Origin of the sequence: Vibrio sp. SCSIO 43136, assembly GCF_023716565.1 — a bacterium.
In the GTDB taxonomy this organism is placed as follows: Bacteria; Pseudomonadota; Gammaproteobacteria; order Enterobacterales; family Vibrionaceae; genus Vibrio.
In genome coordinates, this window is the sequence record NZ_CP071848.1 from 339,057 (window position 1) to 362,848 (window position 23,792).

Below are 23,792 nucleotides of genomic sequence, written 5' to 3' on the forward strand. Positions count from 1 at the left end.
GTTACGTATAATGCCAACCATCAAGAGGCAATAGCCTTAAGATGCCGGTGTGGTGAAATTGGTATACACGACGGATTCAAAATCCGTTGCCTTCGGGCGTGGCGGTTCAAGTCCGCCCACCGGTACCATTATTTAGAAAGGTCGCTTTATAGCGGCCTTTCGTCGTTTTTAGCAGTTGAAAGTGACCCTTTGTATCCGAGTGGCGGCCGGAATGCCGGACCATCAAGTCCGCCCACCGGTACCATTATTTAGAAAGGTCGCTTTGTAGCGGCCTTTCGTCGTTTTAAGCAGTTGAAAGTGACCCTTTGTATCCGAGTGGCGGCCGGAATGCCGGACCATCAAGTCCGCCCACCGGTACCATTATTTAGAAAGGTCGCTTTATAGCGGCCTTTCGTCGTTTTAAGCAGTTGAAAGTGACCCTTTGTATCCGAGTGGCGGCCGGAATGCCGGACCATCAAGTCCGCCCACCGGTACCATTATTTAGAAAGGTCGCTTTGTAGCGGCCTTTTGTCGTTTTAGGCAGTTGAAAGTGACCCTTTGTATCCGAGTGGCGGCCGGCATGCCGGACCATCAAGTCCGCCCACTGGTACCATTATTTAGAAAGGTCGCTTTATAGCGGTCTTTTGTCGTTTTTAGCTGTTGAAAGCCACTTCTTAACAAAGCCTCGATATGCCTCGAGGCTTTGTTATATCTAAAGCAATAAATTACTTCTGCACCTTGTTAACCTTAAAATAAATTCAAATATCGGGTCACTTAGTATGAACAAACCTACTTTTAACAATCTAGACCAGCGCCAACCGTACTTACCCATCTCTATGCTGATAGCTTTAAATGAGTCTTCTCAGGGTGAAAAAGTTTCTGTTGTGAACAAAGTGGTTGAAACTTTTTTGTTAGATATTGCCAAGTGCCCAACTCTGTCAGAAGTGCTAGATATCAGCATTATCAGTACTCAGCAATATGTCACGGTTTTACGCCCGCAAACGACGATTGACGATGGGATATCCGTGCCACTATTTTCTGCAAAGGGAAGTAAGAGGGCTCTAGGGCAAGGGTTAGAAGTTTCGATCAATATGCTGAGAACTAAAGTCGTTGAATGTGATGCAGAAGGCACATCTTGTCGTCGACCTTGGCTGATAGTTATAACTGATGGGGTAGGGACCGATTGTTGGGAGGACTCTGCTATTAAGCTACAACGTTTGGCCGAGGAAAAATCTATGATCCCAGTGATAATTAATCTTGGTGATAGAGCTGAGGCTTTGGAACAGTGTGCGGTGATCCCCGTGTTCCATAATGCTGCATTCACAGTGGGACAGGTTCTAGATTGGGTTAAATCTAGCATGCAAATTATCGCTAAGGCTCAGGTCGGACAAATGGTGCGATTACCTAGTCCACCAAGCATTGATTAATCATTCCAGCACTTATTTTATGGAGGTCACTTTTCAGTGGCCTCTTTTCTTTCCAACTCATTGATAGCATTGTGCTTCGTGTAGCACTCAACAGTCCAAATGCTTGTTATTGTATCTAGAGCTCTGGCATCCTAGGCAACTACTGCTAATTTTATAGATAAATTCCAATTAGAGGTTGGTTATGTTAGTACCACCTAAAGCGCCTGATGAAAAATATCGCCTACAAGCATTGAGAGCGCTTAACGTCTTGGATACCGAAGACGAAGAGCGTTTTGACCGAGTCACAAGATTAGCTCGGCGTTTGTTTAATGTGCCCATTGCTTTGGTGAGCTTAGTGGATGAGAACCGTCAGTGGTTTAAGTCTTGTTATGGGTTAGATGTGAGAGAAACAGGTCGTGATATCTCTTTCTGCGGGCACGCCATTCTTGGTGAAGGGGTGTTTGTCATCGAAAATGCCTTGGAAGATGAACGCTTTGCGGATAACCCGCTGGTTTCAGGGCCTCCTGGAATACGCTTTTATGCGGGGGTTCCACTAGAACTGGAAGATGGCTACAAACTGGGAACCCTGTGTATTATTGATGACAAGCCTAGAGAGTTTGACCAAGAGCAAATCCAAGACTTAATCGATCTGGCGAAAATGGCAGAGCAAGAGTTGGTGGCAAAATACAGTGCTGGGTTAGATGAGTTAACAGGTCTGTCTAATCGTAGGGGTTTTTCGGGGCTAACTACTAAAGCTTTGAGCTATTGTTTTATGGCGGGTCTGCCAGCCTCTTTAGTCTATCTCGATCTCAACCGGTTTAAAGATATTAATGACAAATTTGGTCATCAAGCGGGGGATCAAGCGCTTGTTCGGTTCTCGTCGCTATTATGTGCCTGTTATCGAGATTCCGATGTTGTGGCACGTGTCGGTGGGGATGAGTTTGTCGTGTTTATGGCTGGCGCTGATCAAGCGATGGCTGAAAGCGCAATTGACAGGCTTTTTGCGAGCTTAGATGAACTGAATCAAAGTGGTCAGTTTGAATTTAATATCGAGTTTTGTCATGGCATTGTTGAATGTGCACCTGACATGACCACTAGTATCGATGATCTTATCAAGCAAGCCGATGAGCGAATGTATTGCATGAAAGGACAGCTACGCTGAGTCGTTAAGTTCAGTAAATTAAAAAAGCGCCCACCAAAGGTAAGCGCCAAAAAGGGAACTATCAATTCTTAGGAATTATAGGTAGTAACGTACACCTAGGTTCCATTTGTTATCTTTACCGTCTCGAGCCTTGTCACCAAGATTAAACTGGTAACCAGCAAAACCTACGAACTGAGAAGTAAATTTGTACTCAGATTGTAGCGCTGCAGTTTTGTATTTTAGCTCTTTAGCTGTATCGTCTTTTTGCTCTTCGAAGTTTGCACTGATAGTTAGGTTGTTCTCGAAGCCGTACGCTACTAGTGCTTCTTGAGAAACGTAAACTTTGTCACCATCTTCTTGAGCGTGGTTTTGGTAAGTTACAGCTGCGTAAAGGCCTTTGCTGTAAGTACCGTAGCTCGCGCTACCAAGCTGCAACGTTTCTTGTTTAGCATCACGTTTACCAGTGTTGTATGCATAACCTAGAGCGATATCTTGGATAACGTATTTAACAGCAACTTGTGCGCGTTGGCCGTAAGTTGTGTTGTTAGCATTTGTTTGTGCGCCCTGCCAACCAGCACCAAGAGAAACAGTACCAGCTTCACCTAGCTCAACACTGTTGCGGTAGCTAACCATTTTATTTGCACGACCAGTACCCAGATCGCCGTGAGAACGATCACCGCCAGCTGTTGAGAAGTTGTAGATGTAGTCGTTAGCGAAAGCGATTGGTTTATCTGCCGCTAGTCCCACTTCAGTGTAGTAAGGTGACCACTGGGTACCTACTACGACACGGCCAAGTGAATCATGAGTTAGACCAATGTAACCTAAACGAGTGGTAAAAGAGGTGTCACCACCGTTGATGTAGTTCAGTGCCCATTCGCCTTTTGCATCAACTGTTAGCTCTTCATTTACCTCGTGTGTCGCATTAAAGTTTAGACGAGGAGAGTTTTGCTTAACTGTTGCATTATCTTTGTCATCGTCACCTAGACTTACAGATACGTGACCACCTAGAGAGAAAGTGGTGCCGTCTTGGTTTAAAACTTCAATGGCGTGTGCTTGAGAAGTAAGAGCGATTACCGCTGCTGCTAGAAGAGTCTTTTTCATAAGAGATTATCCCTGAGTTCTATTTAGAGTCATTCTTCCTGTGTGAATGACTGGAGTGATTCCAACTCTACGGTTTGGTTTCTCAATCTCTTACTGAAAAGATATTAATTTAAACAAATTGATATATTTATATTTATATCATTGTTTTTTAATGATTATTTCATTTGTAATTTAGAGTTCAATTTATCAATTTTTCATTTGGTATTATATTAAATTTACAGGGTGGATTGGTTTGGATGTATGATGCTTGTGCCAATATGAAATGAGTTGTTTTTGTCTCGAAAGCTCAAATTGAACTATCTTTATTAAAGGCTTAAGTAAATTAAGGACTGACTATGCAACAGGGAGAGTTGTTATCTAGGGTCAATGAACTACCCCAGATAAAGAAAGTGCTTCAAGAACTAGTGGAATTGGTGAATCAAGAAGACGTCGATTTCCATCTACTTTCGCAAAAAATTGCACTCGAACAAGTCGTTTCAGCGAAAGTGTTACGCTTAGCAAATTCAGCGCACTTTGGCCGCTCTAGAACAGTGGCTTCAATTGATGAAGCAGTGGTTAGGTTGGGAATGGCTCCAATCAAAACCATGGTCATAGTGTCGGTGCTTTCAAGTGCTTTTCCTAAATTTGAAACGATGGATATTCACCAATATTGGTCTGACACCTTCGAGGTTGCAACGATAGCGAGCTATTTAGCTAAGAAAGTTCGCCTTGATGCTAACCAAGCATTTACAGCTGGTGTCTTGCATAATATTGGAGAGCTGATGATCCACTCTTTAGCTCCGGACTTTGCATTGGAAATCGCACACAGGATAGAAAATGGGGAAGAGGCGTCTCTGGTGCAAAACGAAATTCTAGGTACGACCTCAACTCGCTTAGGGGCGAAACTTGCAACAGCGTGGAAATTTGGTCCTGAGCTCACAGACTCAATCGCACACTATCTTGTCCCAGACCAAGCCGAAGAAGACCAAAGAATGGCAAGCCTACTTCACCTCGCTTTTCGCATCAATAGAGATTGGGCATCCCTTGAGTCTGAGCAAGAGCAATACGATTATCTTGATGCAAGTCAGGATTTAGTTGCACTTGGGCTTTCACCTGAAGAATATGAAGGTATCAATTGTGTCATAGGAAAAGGGGAGGAGATCGCTACACAGATGATGGGGTAATCACCTGATAAAAGCCGACATATTTCATATATTCCTATTTAACATAGTGATGCTATTATCATTGTCATCATATAATTGGCAGCCAGCGACAACTATAAGGACGTAATCAGTTTCACGTGGCAAGTATAAAAATTACTGTTGACCGAATCCAACCAGGCTTACATGTCCGACTACCCGTTAGTTGGAAAGATCACCCCTTTCTCCTAAACAGCTTCAAGATAAAGTCTCAAGAGCAAGTCGACATTATCCGTCACTTAGGGATTAAGCACGTTTTTATCAATCCAGAGCAAAGTGATACCCAGCCACTTCCTGTTAAAGACACTCCCGCGACTGAACCTAGCGCTGAACAAGTGGAGATTGAACAAACAAAGAAAAAGATGTGGCAGGAGAAAGAAGAGCGAATAGAAAAGCTCAATGCCTATAGAAGAAGAGTGCAAAGCTGTGAAAAAGAATTTGAGCGCTCGATAGCAAGGCTTCGCTCGGTAATGGGGAAAATTCGCAGCCGACCGATTGATGCCGTAGGGGAAGCGACTCAAATGGTGGATAGCATTGTTGATTCGCTTCTTGCAGATAATAGTGTCACTTTGCACCTGATGAGCGGCAAAAGTAAAACGAAAGACTTTTACTTTCACTCGCTAAACGTTGCGGTCATTTCTATGATGATCGCAAAAAGCAAAGGCATGCCAGCAGAGCAGATCAAAGAATTAGCGTTCGCTGCACTTTTCCATGATATGGGGAAAGTAAGAATTCCAGCAGCGATACTCAACAAAAATACAGCCTATACTGCACCTGAAGAAAACTACTATAAGCTTCATCCTAAGTACGGGTTGGATTTGGCTTCAAAAATAGACGGCTTTGAAGACGCTGTATTGAAAGTCATCGCTCAGCATCATGAACGAATTGATGGTAGTGGTTACCCAGATGGATTAAAAGGGGATGATATCCACCCTTACTCGCAGATAGTTGGGCTTGCCAATGCATACGATGGGCTTTGTCACGCCAGAATTCCTAGTGAGCAAAGAATCCCGTTTAGTGCTCTTTCACATCTATATAAGAACTGTAAACACCTATTCAATAATGAAGACCTTAATATACTGATCAAGTTTATGGGGGTGTACCCGCCAGGTACGGTAGTCCAACTAAGTAACTCTATGGTTGGTTTGGTTATCTCAGTGAATGCTAACGCTATCCTTTACCCAAATGTACTTTTATACGATCCGAACGTTCCAAGAAACCAAGCCCCTATTCTTGACCTTGCTGGTAGTGACCTAAAAATAGAGGCGGCGATACTTCCTAGTCGTTTACCAGAAAAAGTTCGTGAGTACTTAAACCCTCGTACGCGCATTTCATATTTCTTCGACACTGACAGTTAACTGGCTTATCCACAGAAAAATGTGCATAACCTGTGCTTTGCATGGGTGAAAAGTATGGGCAATTTTCTGTTTGATTGTTTTGTCAGCAAGCGATTAAAAAAGTGAGAAAAAATGCAATTAATCGCTTGCCTATTCTCAAGACCTCCCTATAATGCGCCCTCACTGACACGGAGCAACACGCACCAAGTCAGAGAGGCGAAATAAAGTGTTGACACTGAAAAGTATCTCCCTATAATTCACCTCCGCTTCGAGAGAGACCTCACGAAGCAAAGCTCTTTAACAATTTAAACCTATCAATCTGTGTGGGCACTCGTTGATGATAATCAAAACTGATTCTTCGGAATCACAATGGTTTCAATGAAACGAAGTGACCATTGAGTCGAAAGACTCAGCACAGTCAATTCAAACATTACTTATGCTATTTATTTAGCAAGAGCAATGTTCAGTATTCATTGAGCCGACAAAATCTTAAATTGAAGAGTTTGATCATGGCTCAGATTGAACGCTGGCGGCAGGCCTAACACATGCAAGTCGAGCGGAAACGAGTTATCTGAACCTTCGGAGGACGATAACGGCGTCGAGCGGCGGACGGGTGAGTAATGCCTGGGAATATGCCTTGATGTGGGGGATAACTATTGGAAACGATAGCTAATACCGCATAATAGCTTCGGCTCAAAGAGGGGGACCTTCGGGCCTCTCGCGTCAAGATTAGCCCAGGTGGGATTAGCTAGTTGGTGAGGTAATGGCTCACCAAGGCGACGATCCCTAGCTGGTCTGAGAGGATGATCAGCCACACTGGAACTGAGACACGGTCCAGACTCCTACGGGAGGCAGCAGTGGGGAATATTGCACAATGGGCGCAAGCCTGATGCAGCCATGCCGCGTGTATGAAGAAGGCCTTCGGGTTGTAAAGTACTTTCAGCAGTGAGGAAGGCATTAACGTTAATAGCGTTAGTGTTTGACGTTAGCTGCAGAAGAAGCACCGGCTAACTCCGTGCCAGCAGCCGCGGTAATACGGAGGGTGCGAGCGTTAATCGGAATTACTGGGCGTAAAGCGCATGCAGGTGGTTTGTTAAGTCAGATGTGAAAGCCCGAGGCTCAACCTCGGAACTGCATTTGAAACTGGCAGGCTAGAGTACTGTAGAGGGGGTAGAATTTCAGGTGTAGCGGTGAAATGCGTAGAGATCTGAAGGAATACCGGTGGCGAAGGCGGCCCCCTGGACAGATACTGACACTCAGATGCGAAAGCGTGGGGAGCAAACAGGATTAGATACCCTGGTAGTCCACGCCGTAAACGATGTCTACTTGGAGGTTGTGGCCTTGAGCCGTGGCTTTCGGAGCTAACGCGTTAAGTAGACCGCCTGGGGAGTACGGTCGCAAGATTAAAACTCAAATGAATTGACGGGGGCCCGCACAAGCGGTGGAGCATGTGGTTTAATTCGATGCAACGCGAAGAACCTTACCTACTCTTGACATCCAGAGAAGCCAGCGGAGACGCAGGTGTGCCTTCGGGAGCTCTGAGACAGGTGCTGCATGGCTGTCGTCAGCTCGTGTTGTGAAATGTTGGGTTAAGTCCCGCAACGAGCGCAACCCTTATCCTTGTTTGCCAGCACTTCGGGTGGGAACTCCAGGGAGACTGCCGGTGATAAACCGGAGGAAGGTGGGGACGACGTCAAGTCATCATGGCCCTTACGAGTAGGGCTACACACGTGCTACAATGGCGCATACAGAGGGTTGCCAGCCAGCGATGGTGAGCGGATCCCAAAAAGTGCGTCGTAGTCCGGATTGGAGTCTGCAACTCGACTCCATGAAGTCGGAATCGCTAGTAATCGTGGATCAGAATGCCACGGTGAATACGTTCCCGGGCCTTGTACACACCGCCCGTCACACCATGGGAGTGGGCTGCAAAAGAAGCAGGTAGTTTAACCTTCGGGAGGACGCTTGCCACTTTGTGGTTCATGACTGGGGTGAAGTCGTAACAAGGTAGCCCTAGGGGAACCTGGGGCTGGATCACCTCCTTATACGAAAGATTATCTTTGATTAGTGTCCACACAGATTGATTAGGTTTGATTAAAAGAGTTTTACTAAGTGATTTTTCTTAGTTCGAGGAAGGCAAGTGATGAGCGAAGGAGCATACACCAGTATGTGACTGAGTGAAGAGCGCCGCCTGACGCTGAAATAAGGAAAAGCACGACGAAAAACAGTGTCCCGTTCGTCTAGAGGCCTAGGACACCGCCCTTTCACGGCGGTAACAGGGGTTCGACTCCCCTACGGGATACCATCTTTAAGCACATTTGCTTAAGTGTTCTTAAAAATGGTTTCTTTCTTTAAATAGAAAGCAAACTTGCTCTTTAACAATTTGGAAAGCTGACGAATAACAACAATCCCCATATCTTTTAGATATGCGTTGTTATTCAAATTAAAAGTTCTCAAATCCTAATTCTTAGAATTAGGTACCAACACACATTCAAGTGTTCTTGGAAGTAACGAAAGTTACTTATATTTGAGTCCGGCAAAATCGAACGTTATCTCGCTCATTCAATAATGAGATAACGAAACCTTGGTTGTTTGCCATACGCAAAGACCCCTTCGGGTTGTATGGTTAAGTGACTAAGCGTACACGGTGGATGCCTTGGCAGTCAGAGGCGATGAAAGACGTATTAACTTGCGATAAGCCCAGATTAGGTAGTAAAAACCATTTGAGTCTGGGATTTCTGAATGGGGAAACCCGGCCGCATAAGCGGTCATCACTAACTGAATACATAGGTTAGTGAGGCGAACTCGGGGAACTGAAACATCTAAGTACCCGAAGGAAGAGAAATCAACCGAGATTCCGAAAGTAGCGGCGAGCGAAATTGGATTAGCCCTTAAGCTTTTAATGCGTTAGACGAATGTTCTGGAAAGTTCAACGATACAGGGTGATAGTCCCGTAGTTGTCGACGCATCATCAGTGAAATCGAGTAGGGCGGGACACGTGATATCCTGTCTGAATATGGGGGGACCATCCTCCAAGGCTAAATACTACTGACTGACCGATAGTGAACCAGTACCGTGAGGGAAAGGCGAAAAGAACCCCTGTGAGGGGAGTGAAATAGAACCTGAAACCGTGTACGTACAAGCAGTAGGAGCCCCATCACTAAGCCTGTTAGTGATGAAAGCACAGCGACTACTTTTGCTGATAACGGTTAACAACGCGATAGCGTTGGTCAACCAACCAATCAAGCAGAGGTGGCTTAGTGATGGGGTGACTGCGTACCTTTTGTATAATGGGTCAGCGACTTATATTCAGTGGCAAGGTTAACCATCTAGGGGAGCCGTAGGGAAACCGAGTCTTAACTGGGCGATGTAGTCTCTGGATATAGACCCGAAACCAGGTGATCTAGCCATGGGCAGGTTGAAGGTTGAGTAACATCAACTGGAGGACCGAACCGACTAATGTTGAAAAATTAGCGGATGACTTGTGGCTAGGGGTGAAAGGCCAATCAAACCTGGAGATAGCTGGTTCTCCCCGAAAGCTATTTAGGTAGCGCCTCGGACGAATACTACTGGGGGTAGAGCACTGTTAAGGCTAGGGGGTCATCCCGACTTACCAACCCTTTGCAAACTCCGAATACCAGTAAGTACTATCCGGGAGACACACGGCGGGTGCTAACGTCCGTCGTGGAGAGGGAAACAACCCAGACCGCCAGCTAAGGTCCCAAATTACTACTAAGTGGGAAACGATGTGGGAAGGCTCAGACAGCCAGGATGTTGGCTTAGAAGCAGCCATCATTTAAAGAAAGCGTAATAGCTCACTGGTCGAGTCGGCCTGCGCGGAAGATGTAACGGGGCTAAGTAGTAAACCGAAGCTGCGGCTGCAACTTATGTTGCGGGGTAGGGGAGCGTTCTGTAAGCGGTTGAAGGTGGTCTGTAAGGGCTGCTGGACGTATCAGAAGTGCGAATGCTGACATGAGTAACGATAAAGGGGGTGAAAAACCTCCTCGCCGGAAGACCAAGGGTTCCTGTCCAACGTTAATCGGGGCAGGGTAAGTCGACCCCTAAGGCGAGGCCGAAAGGCGTAGTCGATGGGAAACGGGTTAATATTCCCGTACTTCTTACAATTGCGATGGGGGGACGGAGAAGGCTAGGTGGGCCTGGCGACGGTTGTCCAGGTTCAAGTATGTAGGCGGAAGAATTAGGTAAATCCGGTTCTTCTTAACGCTGAGATACGATGTCGAGCATCTACGGATGTGAAGTCATTGATGCCATGCTTCCAGGAAAAGCCTCTAAGCTTCAGATTGTAAGGAATCGTACCCCAAACCGACACAGGTGGTCGGGTAGAGAATACCAAGGCGCTTGAGAGAACTCGGGTGAAGGAACTAGGCAAAATGGTACCGTAACTTCGGGAGAAGGTACGCTCTTGTGGGTGAAGTCCCTTGCGGATGGAGCTAACGAGAGTCGCAGATACCAGGTGGCTGCAACTGTTTATTAAAAACACAGCACTGTGCAAAATCGTAAGATGACGTATACGGTGTGACGCCTGCCCGGTGCCGGAAGGTTAATTGATGGGGTTAGACGTAGTCGAAGCTCTTGATCGAAGCCCCGGTAAACGGCGGCCGTAACTATAACGGTCCTAAGGTAGCGAAATTCCTTGTCGGGTAAGTTCCGACCTGCACGAATGGCGTAATGATGGCCACGCTGTCTCCACCCGAGACTCAGTGAAATTGAAATCGCTGTGAAGATGCAGTGTACCCGCGGCTAGACGGAAAGACCCCGTGAACCTTTACTACAGCTTGGCACTGAACATTGACCCTACATGTGTAGGATAGGTGGGAGGCTTTGAAACTTGGGCGCCAGTTCAAGTGGAGCCGTCCTTGAAATACCACCCTTGTAGTGTTGATGTTCTAACTTAGACCCCTAATCGGGGTTGAGGACAGTGCCTGGTGGGTAGTTTGACTGGGGCGGTCTCCTCCCAAAGAGTAACGGAGGAGCACGAAGGTGGGCTAAAACACGGTTGGACATCGTGTGGTTAGTGCAATGGCATAAGCCCGCTTGACTGCGAGAATGACAATTCGAGCAGGTGCGAAAGCAGGTCATAGTGATCCGGTGGTTCTGTATGGAAGGGCCATCGCTCAACGGATAAAAGGTACTCCGGGGATAACAGGCTGATACCGCCCAAGAGTTCATATCGACGGCGGTGTTTGGCACCTCGATGTCGGCTCATCACATCCTGGGGCTGAAGTCGGTCCCAAGGGTATGGCTGTTCGCCATTTAAAGTGGTACGCGAGCTGGGTTTAGAACGTCGTGAGACAGTTCGGTCCCTATCTGCCGTGGGCGTTGGAAGATTGAAGGGGGCTGCTCCTAGTACGAGAGGACCGGAGTGGACGAACCTCTGGTGTTCGGGTTGTCATGCCAATGGCATTGCCCGGTAGCTAAGTTCGGAATCGATAACCGCTGAAAGCATCTAAGCGGGAAGCGAGCCCTGAGATGAGTCTTCCCTGGCACTTTAAGTGTCCTAAAGGGTTGTTCGAGACTAGAACGTTGATAGGCAGGGTGTGTAAGCGTTGTGAGGCGTTGAGCTAACCTGTACTAATTGCCCGTGAGGCTTAACCATACAACACCCAAGGGGTTTTGATGGACTCAAAGCAAGAACAGAATTGAATGTGTATAGACGGTAAACGGCGAGCGGCTAAGGGCCGACGGCGTGAGAACAAAGAACAGCTTTCCAGGTTATTATCGCTAGACTCCGTTGGCCGAATGCCGATGGCCGTTTACCGATAAACAGAATTTGCTTGGCGACCATAGCATTGTGGACCCACCTGATTTCCATGCCGAACTCAGAAGTGAAACGCAATAGCGCCGATGGTAGTGTGGGGCTTCCCCATGTGAGAGTAGGACATCGCCAGGCTTTGAACACAAATTGCTGCTGTAACTTGCATCTTTTGATTCTGCGATGCTCATGTACATACGTACATTGCGCTTCTCAAATCAAAATCTGACGGCGCTACAACAACAATTTGAAGTCCAAAGCGAAGATATGTCAGTCTTTGGATGTTGCTTGCTTGAATATCAAGCAGGTCACCATAGAGTTTTCCTCTTTGTTTCTAGATTTTAAAAATCTAAAAGCAAATTACTTAAAATTCTATGTTGACTTTCGAAGTGAGAAGCGTATTATACGCACCTCGCTGACGCACTAAGGTGCTGAAAGCAAAGCTCTTTAACAATTTAAACCTATCAATCTGTGTGGGCACTCGTTGATGATAATCAAAATAGAAACTTCGGTTTCAACTTGGTTTCAATGATACGAAGTGACCATTGAGTCGAAAGACTCAGCACAGTCAATTCAAACATTACTTATGCTATTTATTTAGCAAGAGCAATGTTCAGTATTCATTGAGCCGACAAAATCTTAAATTGAAGAGTTTGATCATGGCTCAGATTGAACGCTGGCGGCAGGCCTAACACATGCAAGTCGAGCGGAAACGAGTTATCTGAACCTTCGGGGAACGATAACGGCGTCGAGCGGCGGACGGGTGAGTAATGCCTGGGAATATGCCTTGATGTGGGGGATAACTATTGGAAACGATAGCTAATACCGCATAACGCCTTCGGGCCAAAGAGGGGGACCTTCGGGCCTCTCGCGTCAAGATTAGCCCAGGTGGGATTAGCTAGTTGGTGAGGTAATGGCTCACCAAGGCGACGATCCCTAGCTGGTCTGAGAGGATGATCAGCCACACTGGAACTGAGACACGGTCCAGACTCCTACGGGAGGCAGCAGTGGGGAATATTGCACAATGGGCGCAAGCCTGATGCAGCCATGCCGCGTGTATGAAGAAGGCCTTCGGGTTGTAAAGTACTTTCAGCAGTGAGGAAGGCATTAACGTTAATAGCGTTAGTGTTTGACGTTAGCTGCAGAAGAAGCACCGGCTAACTCCGTGCCAGCAGCCGCGGTAATACGGAGGGTGCGAGCGTTAATCGGAATTACTGGGCGTAAAGCGCATGCAGGTGGTTTGTTAAGTCAGATGTGAAAGCCCGAGGCTCAACCTCGGAACTGCATTTGAAACTGGCAGGCTAGAGTACTGTAGAGGGGGGTAGAATTTCAGGTGTAGCGGTGAAATGCGTAGAGATCTGAAGGAATACCGGTGGCGAAGGCGGCCCCCTGGACAGATACTGACACTCAGATGCGAAAGCGTGGGGAGCAAACAGGATTAGATACCCTGGTAGTCCACGCCGTAAACGATGTCTACTTGGAGGTTGTGGCCTTGAGCCGTGGCTTTCGGAGCTAACGCGTTAAGTAGACCGCCTGGGGAGTACGGTCGCAAGATTAAAACTCAAATGAATTGACGGGGGCCCGCACAAGCGGTGGAGCATGTGGTTTAATTCGATGCAACGCGAAGAACCTTACCTACTCTTGACATCCAGAGAAGCCAGCGGAGACGCAGGTGTGCCTTCGGGAACTCTGAGACAGGTGCTGCATGGCTGTCGTCAGCTCGTGTTGTGAAATGTTGGGTTAAGTCCCGCAACGAGCGCAACCCTTATCCTTGTTTGCCAGCGAGTAATGTCGGGAACTCCAGGGAGACTGCCGGTGATAAACCGGAGGAAGGTGGGGACGACGTCAAGTCATCATGGCCCTTACGAGTAGGGCTACACACGTGCTACAATGGCGCATACAGAGGGTTGCCAACCAGCGATGGTGAGCGGATCCCAAAAAGTGCGTCGTAGTCCGGATTGGAGTCTGCAACTCGACTCCATGAAGTCGGAATCGCTAGTAATCGTGGATCAGAATGCCACGGTGAATACGTTCCCGGGCCTTGTACACACCGCCCGTCACACCATGGGAGTGGGCTGCAAAAGAAGCAGGTAGTTTAACCTTCGGGAGGACGCTTGCCACTTTGTGGTTCATGACTGGGGTGAAGTCGTAACAAGGTAGCCCTAGGGGAACCTGGGGCTGGATCACCTCCTTATACGAAAGATTAACTTCGATTAGTGTCCACACAGATTGATATGGTTTAGAAAGAAAGAGTTTTAATGTTGGGTCTGTAGCTCAGCTGGTTAGAGCGCTCGCCTGATAAGCGGGAGGTCGGTGGTTCAAGTCCACTCAGACCCACCACTTCTTCTCCCAGAAGAGGCTGGTTAAGACATTAATCGTCGATGGGGCTATAGCTCAGCTGGGAGAGCGCCTGCCTTGCACGCAGGAGGTCAGCAGTTCGATCCTGCTTAGCTCCACCATCTTTAAGTGTTTTCTCGATAGAGAATATTTAAAAATGGTTTCGATAAGAAACTCATGCTCTTTAACAATTTGGAAAGCTGACGAATAACAACAATCCCCATATCTTTTAGATATGCGTTGTTATTCAAATTAAAAGTTCTCAAATCCTAGTGCTTCTTTTTAAGTAAAGAGTCATTAGGTACCAACACACATTCAAGTGTTCTTGGAAATTTGAGTCCGGCAAAATCGAATGTTGTCTCACTCATTAAATAGAGACAACGAAACCTTGGTTGTTTGCCATACGTAAAGACCCCTTCGGGTTGTATGGTTAAGTGACTAAGCGTACACGGTGGATGCCTTGGCAGTCAGAGGCGATGAAAGACGTATTAACTTGCGATAAGCCCAGATTAGGTAGTAAAAACCATTTGAGTCTGGGATTTCTGAATGGGGAAACCCGGCCGCATAAGCGGTCATCACTAACTGAATACATAGGTTAGTGAGGCGAACTCGGGGAACTGAAACATCTAAGTACCCGAAGGAAGAGAAATCAACCGAGATTCCGAAAGTAGCGGCGAGCGAAATTGGATTAGCCCTTAAGCTTTTAATGCGTTAGACGAATGTTCTGGAAAGTTCAACGATACAGGGTGATAGTCCCGTAGTTGTCGACGCATCATCAGTGAAATCGAGTAGGGCGGGACACGTGATATCCTGTCTGAATATGGGGGGACCATCCTCCAAGGCTAAATACTACTGACTGACCGATAGTGAACCAGTACCGTGAGGGAAAGGCGAAAAGAACCCCTGTGAGGGGAGTGAAATAGAACCTGAAACCGTGTACGTACAAGCAGTAGGAGCCTCCTTGTGGGGTGACTGCGTACCTTTTGTATAATGGGTCAGCGACTTATATTCAGTGGCAAGGTTAACCATCTAGGGGAGCCGTAGGGAAACCGAGTCTTAACTGGGCGATGTAGTCTCTGGATATAGACCCGAAACCAGGTGATCTAGCCATGGGCAGGTTGAAGGTTGAGTAACATCAACTGGAGGACCGAACCGACTAATGTTGAAAAATTAGCGGATGACTTGTGGCTAGGGGTGAAAGGCCAATCAAACCTGGAGATAGCTGGTTCTCCCCGAAAGCTATTTAGGTAGCGCCTCGGACGAATACTACTGGGGGTAGAGCACTGTTAAGGCTAGGGGGTCATCCCGACTTACCAACCCTTTGCAAACTCCGAATACCAGTAAGTACTATCCGGGAGACACACGGCGGGTGCTAACGTCCGTCGTGGAGAGGGAAACAACCCAGACCGCCAGCTAAGGTCCCAAATTACTACTAAGTGGGAAACGATGTGGGAAGGCTCAGACAGCCAGGATGTTGGCTTAGAAGCAGCCATCATTTATAGAAAGCGTAATAGCTCACTGGTCGAGTCGGCCTGCGCGGAAGATGTAACGGGGCTAAGTAGTAAACCGAAGCTGCGGCTGCAACTTATGTTGCGGGGTAGGGGAGCGTTCTGTAAGCGGTTGAAGGTGGTCTGTAAGGGCTGCTGGACGTATCAGAAGTGCGAATGCTGACATGAGTAACGATAAAGGGGGTGAAAAACCTCCTCGCCGGAAGACCAAGGGTTCCTGTCCAACGTTAATCGGGGCAGGGTAAGTCGACCCCTAAGGCGAGGCCGAAAGGCGTAGTCGATGGGAAACGGGTTAATATTCCCGTACTTCTTACAATTGCGATGGGGGGACGGAGAAGGCTAGGTGGGCCTGGCGACGGTTGTCCAGGTTCAAGTACGTAGGCGGAAGAATTAGGTAAATCCGGTTCTTCTTAACGCTGAGATACGATGTCGAGCATCTACGGATGTGAAGTCATTGATGCCATGCTTCCAGGAAAAGCCTCTAAGCTTCAGATTGTAAGGAATCGTACCCCAAACCGACACAGGTGGTCGGGTAGAGAATACCAAGGCGCTTGAGAGAACTCGGGTGAAGGAACTAGGCAAAATGGTACCGTAACTTCGGGAGAAGGTACGCTCTTGTGGGTGAAGTCCCTTGCGGATGGAGCTAACGAGAGTCGCAGATACCAGGTGGCTGCAACTGTTTATTAAAAACACAGCACTGTGCAAAATCGTAAGATGACGTATACGGTGTGACGCCTGCCCGGTGCCGGAAGGTTAATTGATGGGGTTAGACGTAGTCGAAGCTCTTGATCGAAGCCCCGGTAAACGGCGGCCGTAACTATAACGGTCCTAAGGTAGCGAAATTCCTTGTCGGGTAAGTTCCGACCTGCACGAATGGCGTAATGATGGCCACGCTGTCTCCACCCGAGACTCAGTGAAATTGAAATCGCTGTGAAGATGCAGTGTACCCGCGGCTAGACGGAAAGACCCCGTGAACCTTTACTACAGCTTGGCACTGAACATTGACCCTACATGTGTAGGATAGGTGGGAGGCTTTGAAACTTGGGCGCCAGTTCAAGTGGAGCCGTCCTTGAAATACCACCCTTGTAGTGTTGATGTTCTAACTTAGACCCCTAATCGGGGTTGAGGACAGTGCCTGGTGGGTAGTTTGACTGGGGCGGTCTCCTCCCAAAGAGTAACGGAGGAGCACGAAGGTGGGCTAAACACGGTTGGACATCGTGTGGTTAGTGCAATGGCATAAGCCCGCTTGACTGCGAGAATGACAATTCGAGCAGGTGCGAAAGCAGGTCATAGTGATCCGGTGGTTCTGTATGGAAGGGCCATCGCTCAACGGATAAAAGGTACTCCGGGGATAACAGGCTGATACCGCCCAAGAGTTCATATCGACGGCGGTGTTTGGCACCTCGATGTCGGCTCATCACATCCTGGGGCTGAAGTCGGTCCCAAGGGTATGGCTGTTCGCCATTTAAAGTGGTACGCGAGCTGGGTTTAGAACGTCGTGAGACAGTTCGGTCCCTATCTGCCGTGGGCGTTGGAAGATTGAAGGGGGCTGCTCCTAGTACGAGAGGACCGGAGTGGACGAACCTCTGGTGTTCGGGTTGTCATGCCAATGGCATTGCCCGGTAGCTAAGTTCGGAATCGATAACCGCTGAAAGCATCTAAGCGGGAAGCGAGCCCTGAGATGAGTCTTCCCTGGCACTTTAAGTGTCCTAAAGGGTTGTTCGAGACTAGAACGTTGATAGGCAGGGTGTGTAAGCGTTGTGAGGCGTTGAGCTAACCTGTACTAATTGCCCGTGAGGCTTAACCATACAACACCCAAGGGGTTTTGATGGACTCAAAGCAAGAAAACTTGAATAGTGGGTTGAAGGGTCTAAGGACTTAAGGGTCTAAGGGCAGAGAACAAACAGCTTTCCGAATTCATATCGACCAAAGGTCGCAGGCTCTAACCCTTAAACCGTTAGGCCCTTTAATCCTTTAGCCGATATAACAGAATTTGCTTGGCGACCATAGCATTGTGGACCCACCTGATTTCCATGCCGAACTCAGAAGTGAAACGCAATAGCGCCGATGGTAGTGTGGGGCTTCCCCATGTGAGAGTAGGACATCGCCAGGCTTTGAACACAAATTGCTGCTGTAGCTTGCATCTTTTGATTCTGCGATGCTCATGTACATACGTACATTGCGCTTCTCAAATCAAAATCTGACGGCGCTACAACAACAATTTGAAGTCCAAAGCATTTTAGATTAGTAAGACTTTGGATATAACAGTTTGGTGCGGAGTGGTAGTTCAGTTGGTTAGAATACCGGCCTGTCACGCCGGGGGTCGCGGGTTCGAGTCCCGTCCACTCCGCCACTTATTAAGAAGCCTCGTCGAATGATGAGGCTTTTTTGCGTTTAGGAGCCTCAGCGAACGCTGGGGCTTTGTTGTATTTAATCGGTAAGCGAACGCTTCGCTAACGGACGCTGGCGCTAAGGGTAAAAGGGAAGAGCAAACCGCCCGAAGTATTTGACGAAGGCAGCCAAAAAATCATCATGCTCAACCCTTCAACCCTTCAACCCTTCAACCCTTCAACCCTTCAACCCTTCAACCCTTCAACCCTTCAACCCTCTATCCATTAGCTTAAACTTCGTTCTAAATTCCGACGGTGTCATTCCTTTTACCGTTTTGAATTGGCGATTAAAGTTCGATAAGTTGTTGAAGCCTGTTTTTTCTGCGATTAAGGCTATTGGGTATCGGGTGTTGACGAGAAGTTCGCTAGCTTTTCCGGTTCTAAAACGCTTCAAGTGCTCAGAAAAAGATTCATTGAAGTGCTTTTCAAACAGACGATAGGTAGAGCTCTCACTAAGGTGGATGGCTTGGCAAAGGTCGGAAATTTTTATTTGTTTAGCGTAGTGATCTTCGATAAAGCCTCTGGCTGATTCTACTCTCTCTAATGCCACATCATCGTTTGCTACTTGAATGAATGAACTTGGTGTTGAAGCGATTTTTTTGGTTTGAGGATCTTCTGCCAGAGTTATTAGCACTTCTAGAACACACATGAACTGTTGATGAGGCTTTTTCGAGTTGTGGTTGTTGAGCAGTGAATATATCTTTTCAGCAGTTTCGTTGCTGTAGCTAAGGCCATACTTAGACTCTTGGAGTAGCGTCTTTAAAATACGAAGTTCAGGTGTTGCCTCTATCAATCCTTCCAGCCATTGTGGGCGAAACCAAAGGATTAACGACTCAAGTGTTCCTTCTACATCTTGCTGCAACTTACCTGACAGCATATGTGGCATTCCTGACCCATACAGTAATAGTGTGTTATGCGTAATAGGTGCTATTGTCTCTGCGGCAAAATAACTTCCAGAAAAAGATCTATGCGGATCTCTGTATAAAACTAACTCGTATTCTGTGTGATAGTGCCAAGGGCAACTGACTTCGGGTTTCTTGATGCCACACTTATTTTCTCTCACTAACCAGTCAAAGTTGTTTTGGTTTAGAACGCTTTCTATTAATGGTTTCACGAAGCTCGACCTATCGTTAGACGAATAAATTTTACTTAAGCAGCATAGTTCTATGGCACATTTCAGTCAATGGAGGTATCAAACATGGTGTAAAAGTATCACTAGTAGAGCGAATAGCATCAAACTTATACGCTGATCTCAATTAGACTTCTCACTGTTTTCCATTGCTCTTGATAGGCATTACAGGTTATGTATCGAGATAAGATTGCTTTATTGTTTATAGGTACCGCATTTGCGATTGGCTTGTGCGGTGCTTTCTTTTACCCCCTCACGAGTTTGTTCATCGTAGAGGCTCTAGGAGCTCAGCCAGCGATGCTGAGCCTGTATATGTTCTTGGCGGTATCTAGCTCTGTTGTCGTGTCTCAGTGGATAGCTAAGCGCTCTGACCAAGGCTTGAGTCGCAAACGCATTTTGATGGTCTCAATGAGCTGTTACATGCTGACGGCTTTTAGTTTTGTGTTTATACGAGACTACTATCTGGCACTTATAGTGGTTGTAATGTTGGGTAGCGTCGGTGGAGCAGCCTTCGGACAGTTATTTGCAATGGGGCGAGAGTATGGAGACAAGTACCTATCTGATAGTACTTCCTTTATGTCTGTTATGCGTTCTGGTATTGCAATAGCTTGGGTATTTGGCCCACCACTTGCCTTCTGGTTGAAAGCACAAGTTGGGTTCTCAGCGTCATTCTCAGTATCGGCGGTTGTCGGGCTAACCTCAGTAGTACTTACTGGATTGTTTCTTCCCGATGCTGTTAGTCAATCAGAAGAAGTTAATAGCGAGCCAAATAAAGGTCTCAATACCCAAGTTGTTTTGTTCTGTATTGCCGTTGTATTGATGTTTGGTTCGAACAATCTATATATCACAAGTATGCCACTTTACCTGTCACAAGAGTTGGTTGTTGACCCAAGTTGGTTAGGCTTACTGTTTGGTGCCGCCGCATTATTTGAGATTCCGATTATGATCGCAGCTGGTGCATTCGCCGCAAGGTTTGGTGCCAAGCAAGTGCTACTTTTTGGTACGTTCGCAGGGACACTTTTTTACTTGACCATTATCTACGCAACCCAGTTTTGGGCCTTATTGGCTGCCCAATTACTCAACGGGCTATTTATTGGTGTATGCGCTACATTAGGTATGACTGTGTTGCAGGATATGATGAAAGATAGGCTAGGAACTGCGTCGACACTATTTTCAAACATGTTACAAGTTAGCTTATTAGTGGCAAGTTTGTCTGTGGGAGTCATTGGGGAGTTAAGCAGCTATTACAGTAGCTTCTACGCCTGCCTGGTTGGCGTTGTTCTATCTGGTGGCGTGGTTGCCTACCTTGCTTTCTTTTCCGTTCAGGACAAGCCACAGGAAGGTGCTGTGTGTAGTTGAGGACTGTTCCTTAAAAGCTGATTTTATTCGTTAAACGAAGCCCTAGTCGAGAGACTGAGGTTTTTTGGCTGTATGCCACTGCAGGGGGGGATGTGGTTATCCGGTTGCTAAATATTCACTATTCACAAAGAGTAGCCAATAAACAAGCCACGTCTTTCGACATGGCTTGTTGATTGGCTACCCCTGCGGGACTCGTACGGGCCGACGGAGTGCCGCCCAACCATCCGGCTGTGACATATTCACCGTTCACAAAGAGCAGACAATAAAAAAGCCACGTCTTTCGACATGGCTTGTTTATTTGGCTCCCCCTGCGGGACTCGAACCTGCGACATACGGATTAACAGTCCGCCGTTCTACCAACTGAACTAAGGGGGAATTATCTTTGTGCTTCAGAAGTCTTTAGACTCAAGGAGCTAATATGGCCCCCCCTACGGGACTTGTACGGGCCGGCCATCCGGCTGTGACATATCTACCGTTCACGAAGAGTAGATAATAAAAAAGCCACATCTTTCGATATGGCTTGTTTATTTTGGCTCCCCCTGCGGGACTCGAACCTGCGACATACGGATTAACAGTCCGCCGTTCTACCAACTGAACTAAGGGGGAATTATCTTATTGCTACACAGAAGTTTAAAAACTCAAGGAGCTAATATGGCTCCCCCTGCGGGACTCGAACCTGCGACATACGGATTAACAGTCCGCCGTTCTACCAACTGAACTAAGGGGGAACAAGAAATGGTGCCGACTACCGGAATCGAACTGGTGACCTACTGATTACAAGTCAGTTGCTCTACCTACTGAGCTAAGTCGGCACACTTTATTCTTATTGCTCGTACTAATTTGTTTAGCACCAACAATCTAAATTGTGGTGCCCGGAGGCGGAATCGAACCACCGACACGAGGATTTTCAATCCTCTGCTCTACCGACTGAGCTATCCGGGCGACGAGGTGTATTAAACGGGTTTTCACCGATTAGGTCAACAGAAAAATACAAAAAAAGTGTCGTTTGATGGTTTTCTATACTTAGTGGCTTGTTTTTAACTGTTGCAGTCGAAAAGTTGAGCGGATTGGATGTTCAACATGAGTAAAAAATCTCAGTTTGATATGAAGAAAGCGTGCCAAAAGACACGCTTAAACATTCATTAATGAAGCTTAAATTTACTGACACTCGCTTCTAATTTATCAGCAAGTTGGCTGAGCTTTTGAGTGCTGAGGTTGTTCTCAGAAACTTGGAAGCGTAGCTGACTACCACCTTCTTCAATTAAGTTGATGCGGTGAGAGATATCTTCGCCCACTTGGGTCTGTTCAGCGGCTGCTGTGGCAATTTGGTGACTCATTGAAGAAATACCCTCGAGTGCTTCTACAATGTGTTTGAGCGCCTCTGAAGCTCCTTGTGACTCTTCTACAGTAGACTGGCTTGTTTGAGAACATACCAACATGCTTTGAATTGCATTTTGAGAGCCTTGTTGTAGGTTAGCAATCATCTCCTGGATCTCTCTGGTGCTGTGCTGGGTTCTGCCAGCAAGGTTTCTGACTTCATCAGCAACAACCGCAAAACCTCGGCCTTGTTCACCAGCTCGAGCGGCTTCAATAGCAGCATTAAGCGCCAATAGGTTGGTTTGTTCTGCAATGTCACCAATTACATCTAATACTCTAACAATATTATTTACGTCATTATCTAGGTTTGATACTGCACTGCTTGCCGTGTTTAGCTGTTCAGAGAGACCAACAATATTGTCCAAGCTTGATTGGATCAATTGTTGGGTTACTTGGCTTTGTTTATCAGCTTGGTCAGTGTTATGAGCTGTTTCACTGGCTGAGTCAGAAACGTTATTGGCCGAAGATGCCATTTCTGTCATCGCTGTGGCAATAAGTGTCGTTGATTGCTGCTGATTATCAGTGAGTTCGTCAATGGAGACTGAACGTTTCGCAACGCTTTCTAGCTCGTTCCTTAATGCTGATGTTGAGTCATTCATTTGGCCGATTAAACCTGCCAGAGAACGATTCATCTGTAAAACTGCGTAGTAGATGCTGTCTTTGTCGCTGCACTCATTTAGACTGGTGTTTATGTTGCCTGCAGCCACTTGTTGAACCGCATAGCGAACTTCATTAGGTTCTGCACCTAAGATAGCTTGCATTTTTTTTATCGCCACTACAATGATCATTAAGATACCTAGGGCGATAGCTATACAAAGCGCCAGCTGCCAGCGAGCGGTCGACCAGAATCGCTCATTGACTTCGTTAAAGCCAATGCCTGTTCCAACATACCAACCCCATTTATCTGATTTCATTGCGATCGATAGTTTCTCTTCGATTGTTCCGTCATCAAGCTTTAAATTCCATGTGTATTGAGCAATTCGATTAGGGTTTTGAGATACGGCCTGCTGCAATATAGCACCAACACTGTTGCCATTAGCATCTCGAAAATCATGGAAGCTAGTGCCATGTAGCTCTGGGTCGAGTGGTGCAGCGATGAAGTTTAGGTTTTCATCTGCGACGTAAACATATTCGTTATCTTTGTAGATGTTGTTTTGCAGTAGGCGGGCTGCCAACGCCTTCGCTTGCTCTTGTTCTAACTCGCCTTCAGCTGCAAGTTTTTCGACTTCACTTAAGATGCTGTAGGTGGATTTAAAAAGTTGTGATACACGGGCTTGGTTATCTTGGTCACTGGCGATGCGCAATGTCCACAAACTGGTAGCAGCTAAAGCGAGTAGCCCTAAAAAGATAATGGCAGAGAGTAAATAGGATTGGTGTCTTAGCTTCATACATTCCTCATTGCATACGTCCGTAGTCGACGCTTGTAATTGTTTATTTGCGCATTATCGACCGACAGGAGACACCGCTAGAGTGAATATGACATTTGCGTTTCATTTTTGCGACGCACATTAATTTTTGGGTCAAAATAATTAGGGGTGCAATTATTGGGAATCAGGAGTTTTGTAACGAGGCAGAAAGGGGTAGGAGTATGAGGGGGATTACGAAGAGTAGAGAATAAAAAAGCCACGTCTTTCGACATGGCTTATTTATTTGGCTCCCCCTGCGGGACTCGCACGGGCCGGCCATCCGGCTGTGACATATTCACCGTTCACAAAGAGCAGATAATAAAAAAGCCACGTCTTTCGACATGGCTTATTTATTTGGCTCCCCCTGCGGGACT

General features: G+C 46.8%; 8 protein-coding genes, 10 tRNA genes and 6 rRNA genes. 16 read left to right on the plus strand and 8 right to left on the minus strand.

The genetic code is table 11. From position 1 onward, the window contains the following. The first annotated feature begins 43 nt into the window (after positions 1-43). From J4N39_RS01705 to J4N39_RS01715, 3 genes are all read left to right on the plus strand, one after another. A tRNA-Leu gene (locus tag J4N39_RS01705) sits at positions 44-128 on the plus strand. Positions 129-758: 630 nt separating this feature from the next. Continuing rightward, positions 759-1,406: a vWA domain-containing protein gene (locus J4N39_RS01710; protein WP_252021396.1), complete on the plus strand. Its 648-nt coding sequence runs from the start codon at positions 759-761 to the stop codon at positions 1,404-1,406. A gap of 181 nt (positions 1,407-1,587) precedes the next feature. Then, on the plus strand, positions 1,588-2,547 hold the full coding sequence (locus J4N39_RS01715) for a GGDEF domain-containing protein (RefSeq protein WP_252021398.1): 960 nt from the start codon (positions 1,588-1,590) through the stop codon (positions 2,545-2,547). Positions 2,548-2,622: 75 nt separating this feature from the next. Here J4N39_RS01715 and J4N39_RS01720 read toward each other — a convergent pair whose 3' ends face one another. Continuing rightward, on the minus strand, positions 2,623-3,627 hold the full coding sequence (locus J4N39_RS01720) for a porin (protein WP_252021400.1): 1,005 nt from the start codon (positions 3,625-3,627) through the stop codon (positions 2,623-2,625). 335 nt (positions 3,628-3,962) lie between these two features. On the opposite strand from J4N39_RS01720, the gene J4N39_RS01725 reads away from it, so the two are divergent. From J4N39_RS01725 to J4N39_RS01780, 12 genes are all read left to right on the plus strand, one after another. Then, positions 3,963-4,790 carry an HDOD domain-containing protein gene (locus J4N39_RS01725; RefSeq protein WP_252021402.1) on the plus strand — a complete coding sequence of 276 codons (828 nt, stop codon included), beginning with the start codon at positions 3,963-3,965 and terminating at the stop codon, positions 4,788-4,790. 116 nt (positions 4,791-4,906) lie between these two features. After that, the gene (locus J4N39_RS01730) at positions 4,907-6,163 is read left to right on the plus strand and encodes a cyclic di-GMP phosphodiesterase (protein WP_252021404.1); all 1,257 of its coding nucleotides are present in this window, start codon (positions 4,907-4,909) and stop codon (positions 6,161-6,163) included. A gap of 470 nt (positions 6,164-6,633) precedes the next feature. Further along, positions 6,634-8,184, plus strand: a 16S ribosomal RNA gene (locus J4N39_RS01735). 184 nt (positions 8,185-8,368) lie between these two features. Further along, a tRNA-Glu gene (locus tag J4N39_RS01740) sits at positions 8,369-8,444 on the plus strand. Between the two features lie 319 nt (positions 8,445-8,763). After that, positions 8,764-11,756: ribosomal RNA gene (locus tag J4N39_RS01745) — 23S ribosomal RNA — on the plus strand. A gap of 177 nt (positions 11,757-11,933) precedes the next feature. Continuing rightward, a 5S ribosomal RNA gene (rrf, locus tag J4N39_RS01750) occupies positions 11,934-12,050 on the plus strand. A 503-nt stretch (positions 12,051-12,553) separates the two neighbouring features. Then, positions 12,554-14,106: ribosomal RNA gene (locus tag J4N39_RS01755) — 16S ribosomal RNA — on the plus strand. A gap of 69 nt (positions 14,107-14,175) precedes the next feature. Beyond that, positions 14,176-14,252, plus strand: a tRNA-Ile gene (locus tag J4N39_RS01760). 43 nt (positions 14,253-14,295) lie between these two features. Then, a tRNA-Ala gene (locus tag J4N39_RS01765) sits at positions 14,296-14,371 on the plus strand. A gap of 306 nt (positions 14,372-14,677) precedes the next feature. After that, positions 14,678-17,565: ribosomal RNA gene (locus J4N39_RS01770) — 23S ribosomal RNA — on the plus strand. Between the two features lie 188 nt (positions 17,566-17,753). Continuing rightward, positions 17,754-17,870 (plus strand): 5S ribosomal RNA (gene rrf, locus J4N39_RS01775). The 16S, 23S and 5S rRNA genes sit together here with 4 tRNA genes alongside, the layout of an rRNA operon. Before the next feature lie 163 nt (positions 17,871-18,033). Further along, a tRNA-Asp gene (locus J4N39_RS01780) sits at positions 18,034-18,110 on the plus strand. A 239-nt stretch (positions 18,111-18,349) separates the two neighbouring features. Here J4N39_RS01780 and J4N39_RS01785 read toward each other — a convergent pair. Beyond that, positions 18,350-19,024 (minus strand): helix-turn-helix domain-containing protein, encoded by a 675-nt coding sequence (locus J4N39_RS01785; RefSeq protein WP_353505603.1) that lies wholly within the window; start codon positions 19,022-19,024, stop codon positions 18,350-18,352. A gap of 426 nt (positions 19,025-19,450) precedes the next feature. Between J4N39_RS01785 and J4N39_RS01790 the strand changes: the two genes are divergently transcribed. Further along, positions 19,451-20,635 carry a sugar efflux transporter gene (locus J4N39_RS01790; protein WP_252021406.1) on the plus strand — a complete coding sequence of 395 codons (1,185 nt, stop codon included), beginning with the start codon at positions 19,451-19,453 and terminating at the stop codon, positions 20,633-20,635. Positions 20,636-20,934: 299 nt separating this feature from the next. Here J4N39_RS01790 and J4N39_RS01795 read toward each other — a convergent pair. From J4N39_RS01795 to J4N39_RS01820, 6 genes are all read right to left on the minus strand, one after another. After that, positions 20,935-21,010: transfer RNA gene (locus tag J4N39_RS01795), tRNA-Asn, on the minus strand. A gap of 155 nt (positions 21,011-21,165) precedes the next feature. After that, positions 21,166-21,241: transfer RNA gene (locus J4N39_RS01800), tRNA-Asn, on the minus strand. 46 nt (positions 21,242-21,287) lie between these two features. Further along, positions 21,288-21,363, minus strand: a tRNA-Asn gene (locus J4N39_RS01805). Positions 21,364-21,371: 8 nt separating this feature from the next. Then, positions 21,372-21,447 (minus strand) — tRNA-Thr (locus J4N39_RS01810). A gap of 54 nt (positions 21,448-21,501) precedes the next feature. After that, a tRNA-Phe gene (locus tag J4N39_RS01815) sits at positions 21,502-21,577 on the minus strand. A gap of 200 nt (positions 21,578-21,777) precedes the next feature. Next, positions 21,778-23,400, minus strand: coding sequence for a methyl-accepting chemotaxis protein (locus tag J4N39_RS01820; RefSeq protein ID WP_252021407.1), 1,623 nt, complete (start codon positions 23,398-23,400; stop codon positions 21,778-21,780). Positions 23,401-23,792 lie beyond the last annotated feature (392 nt).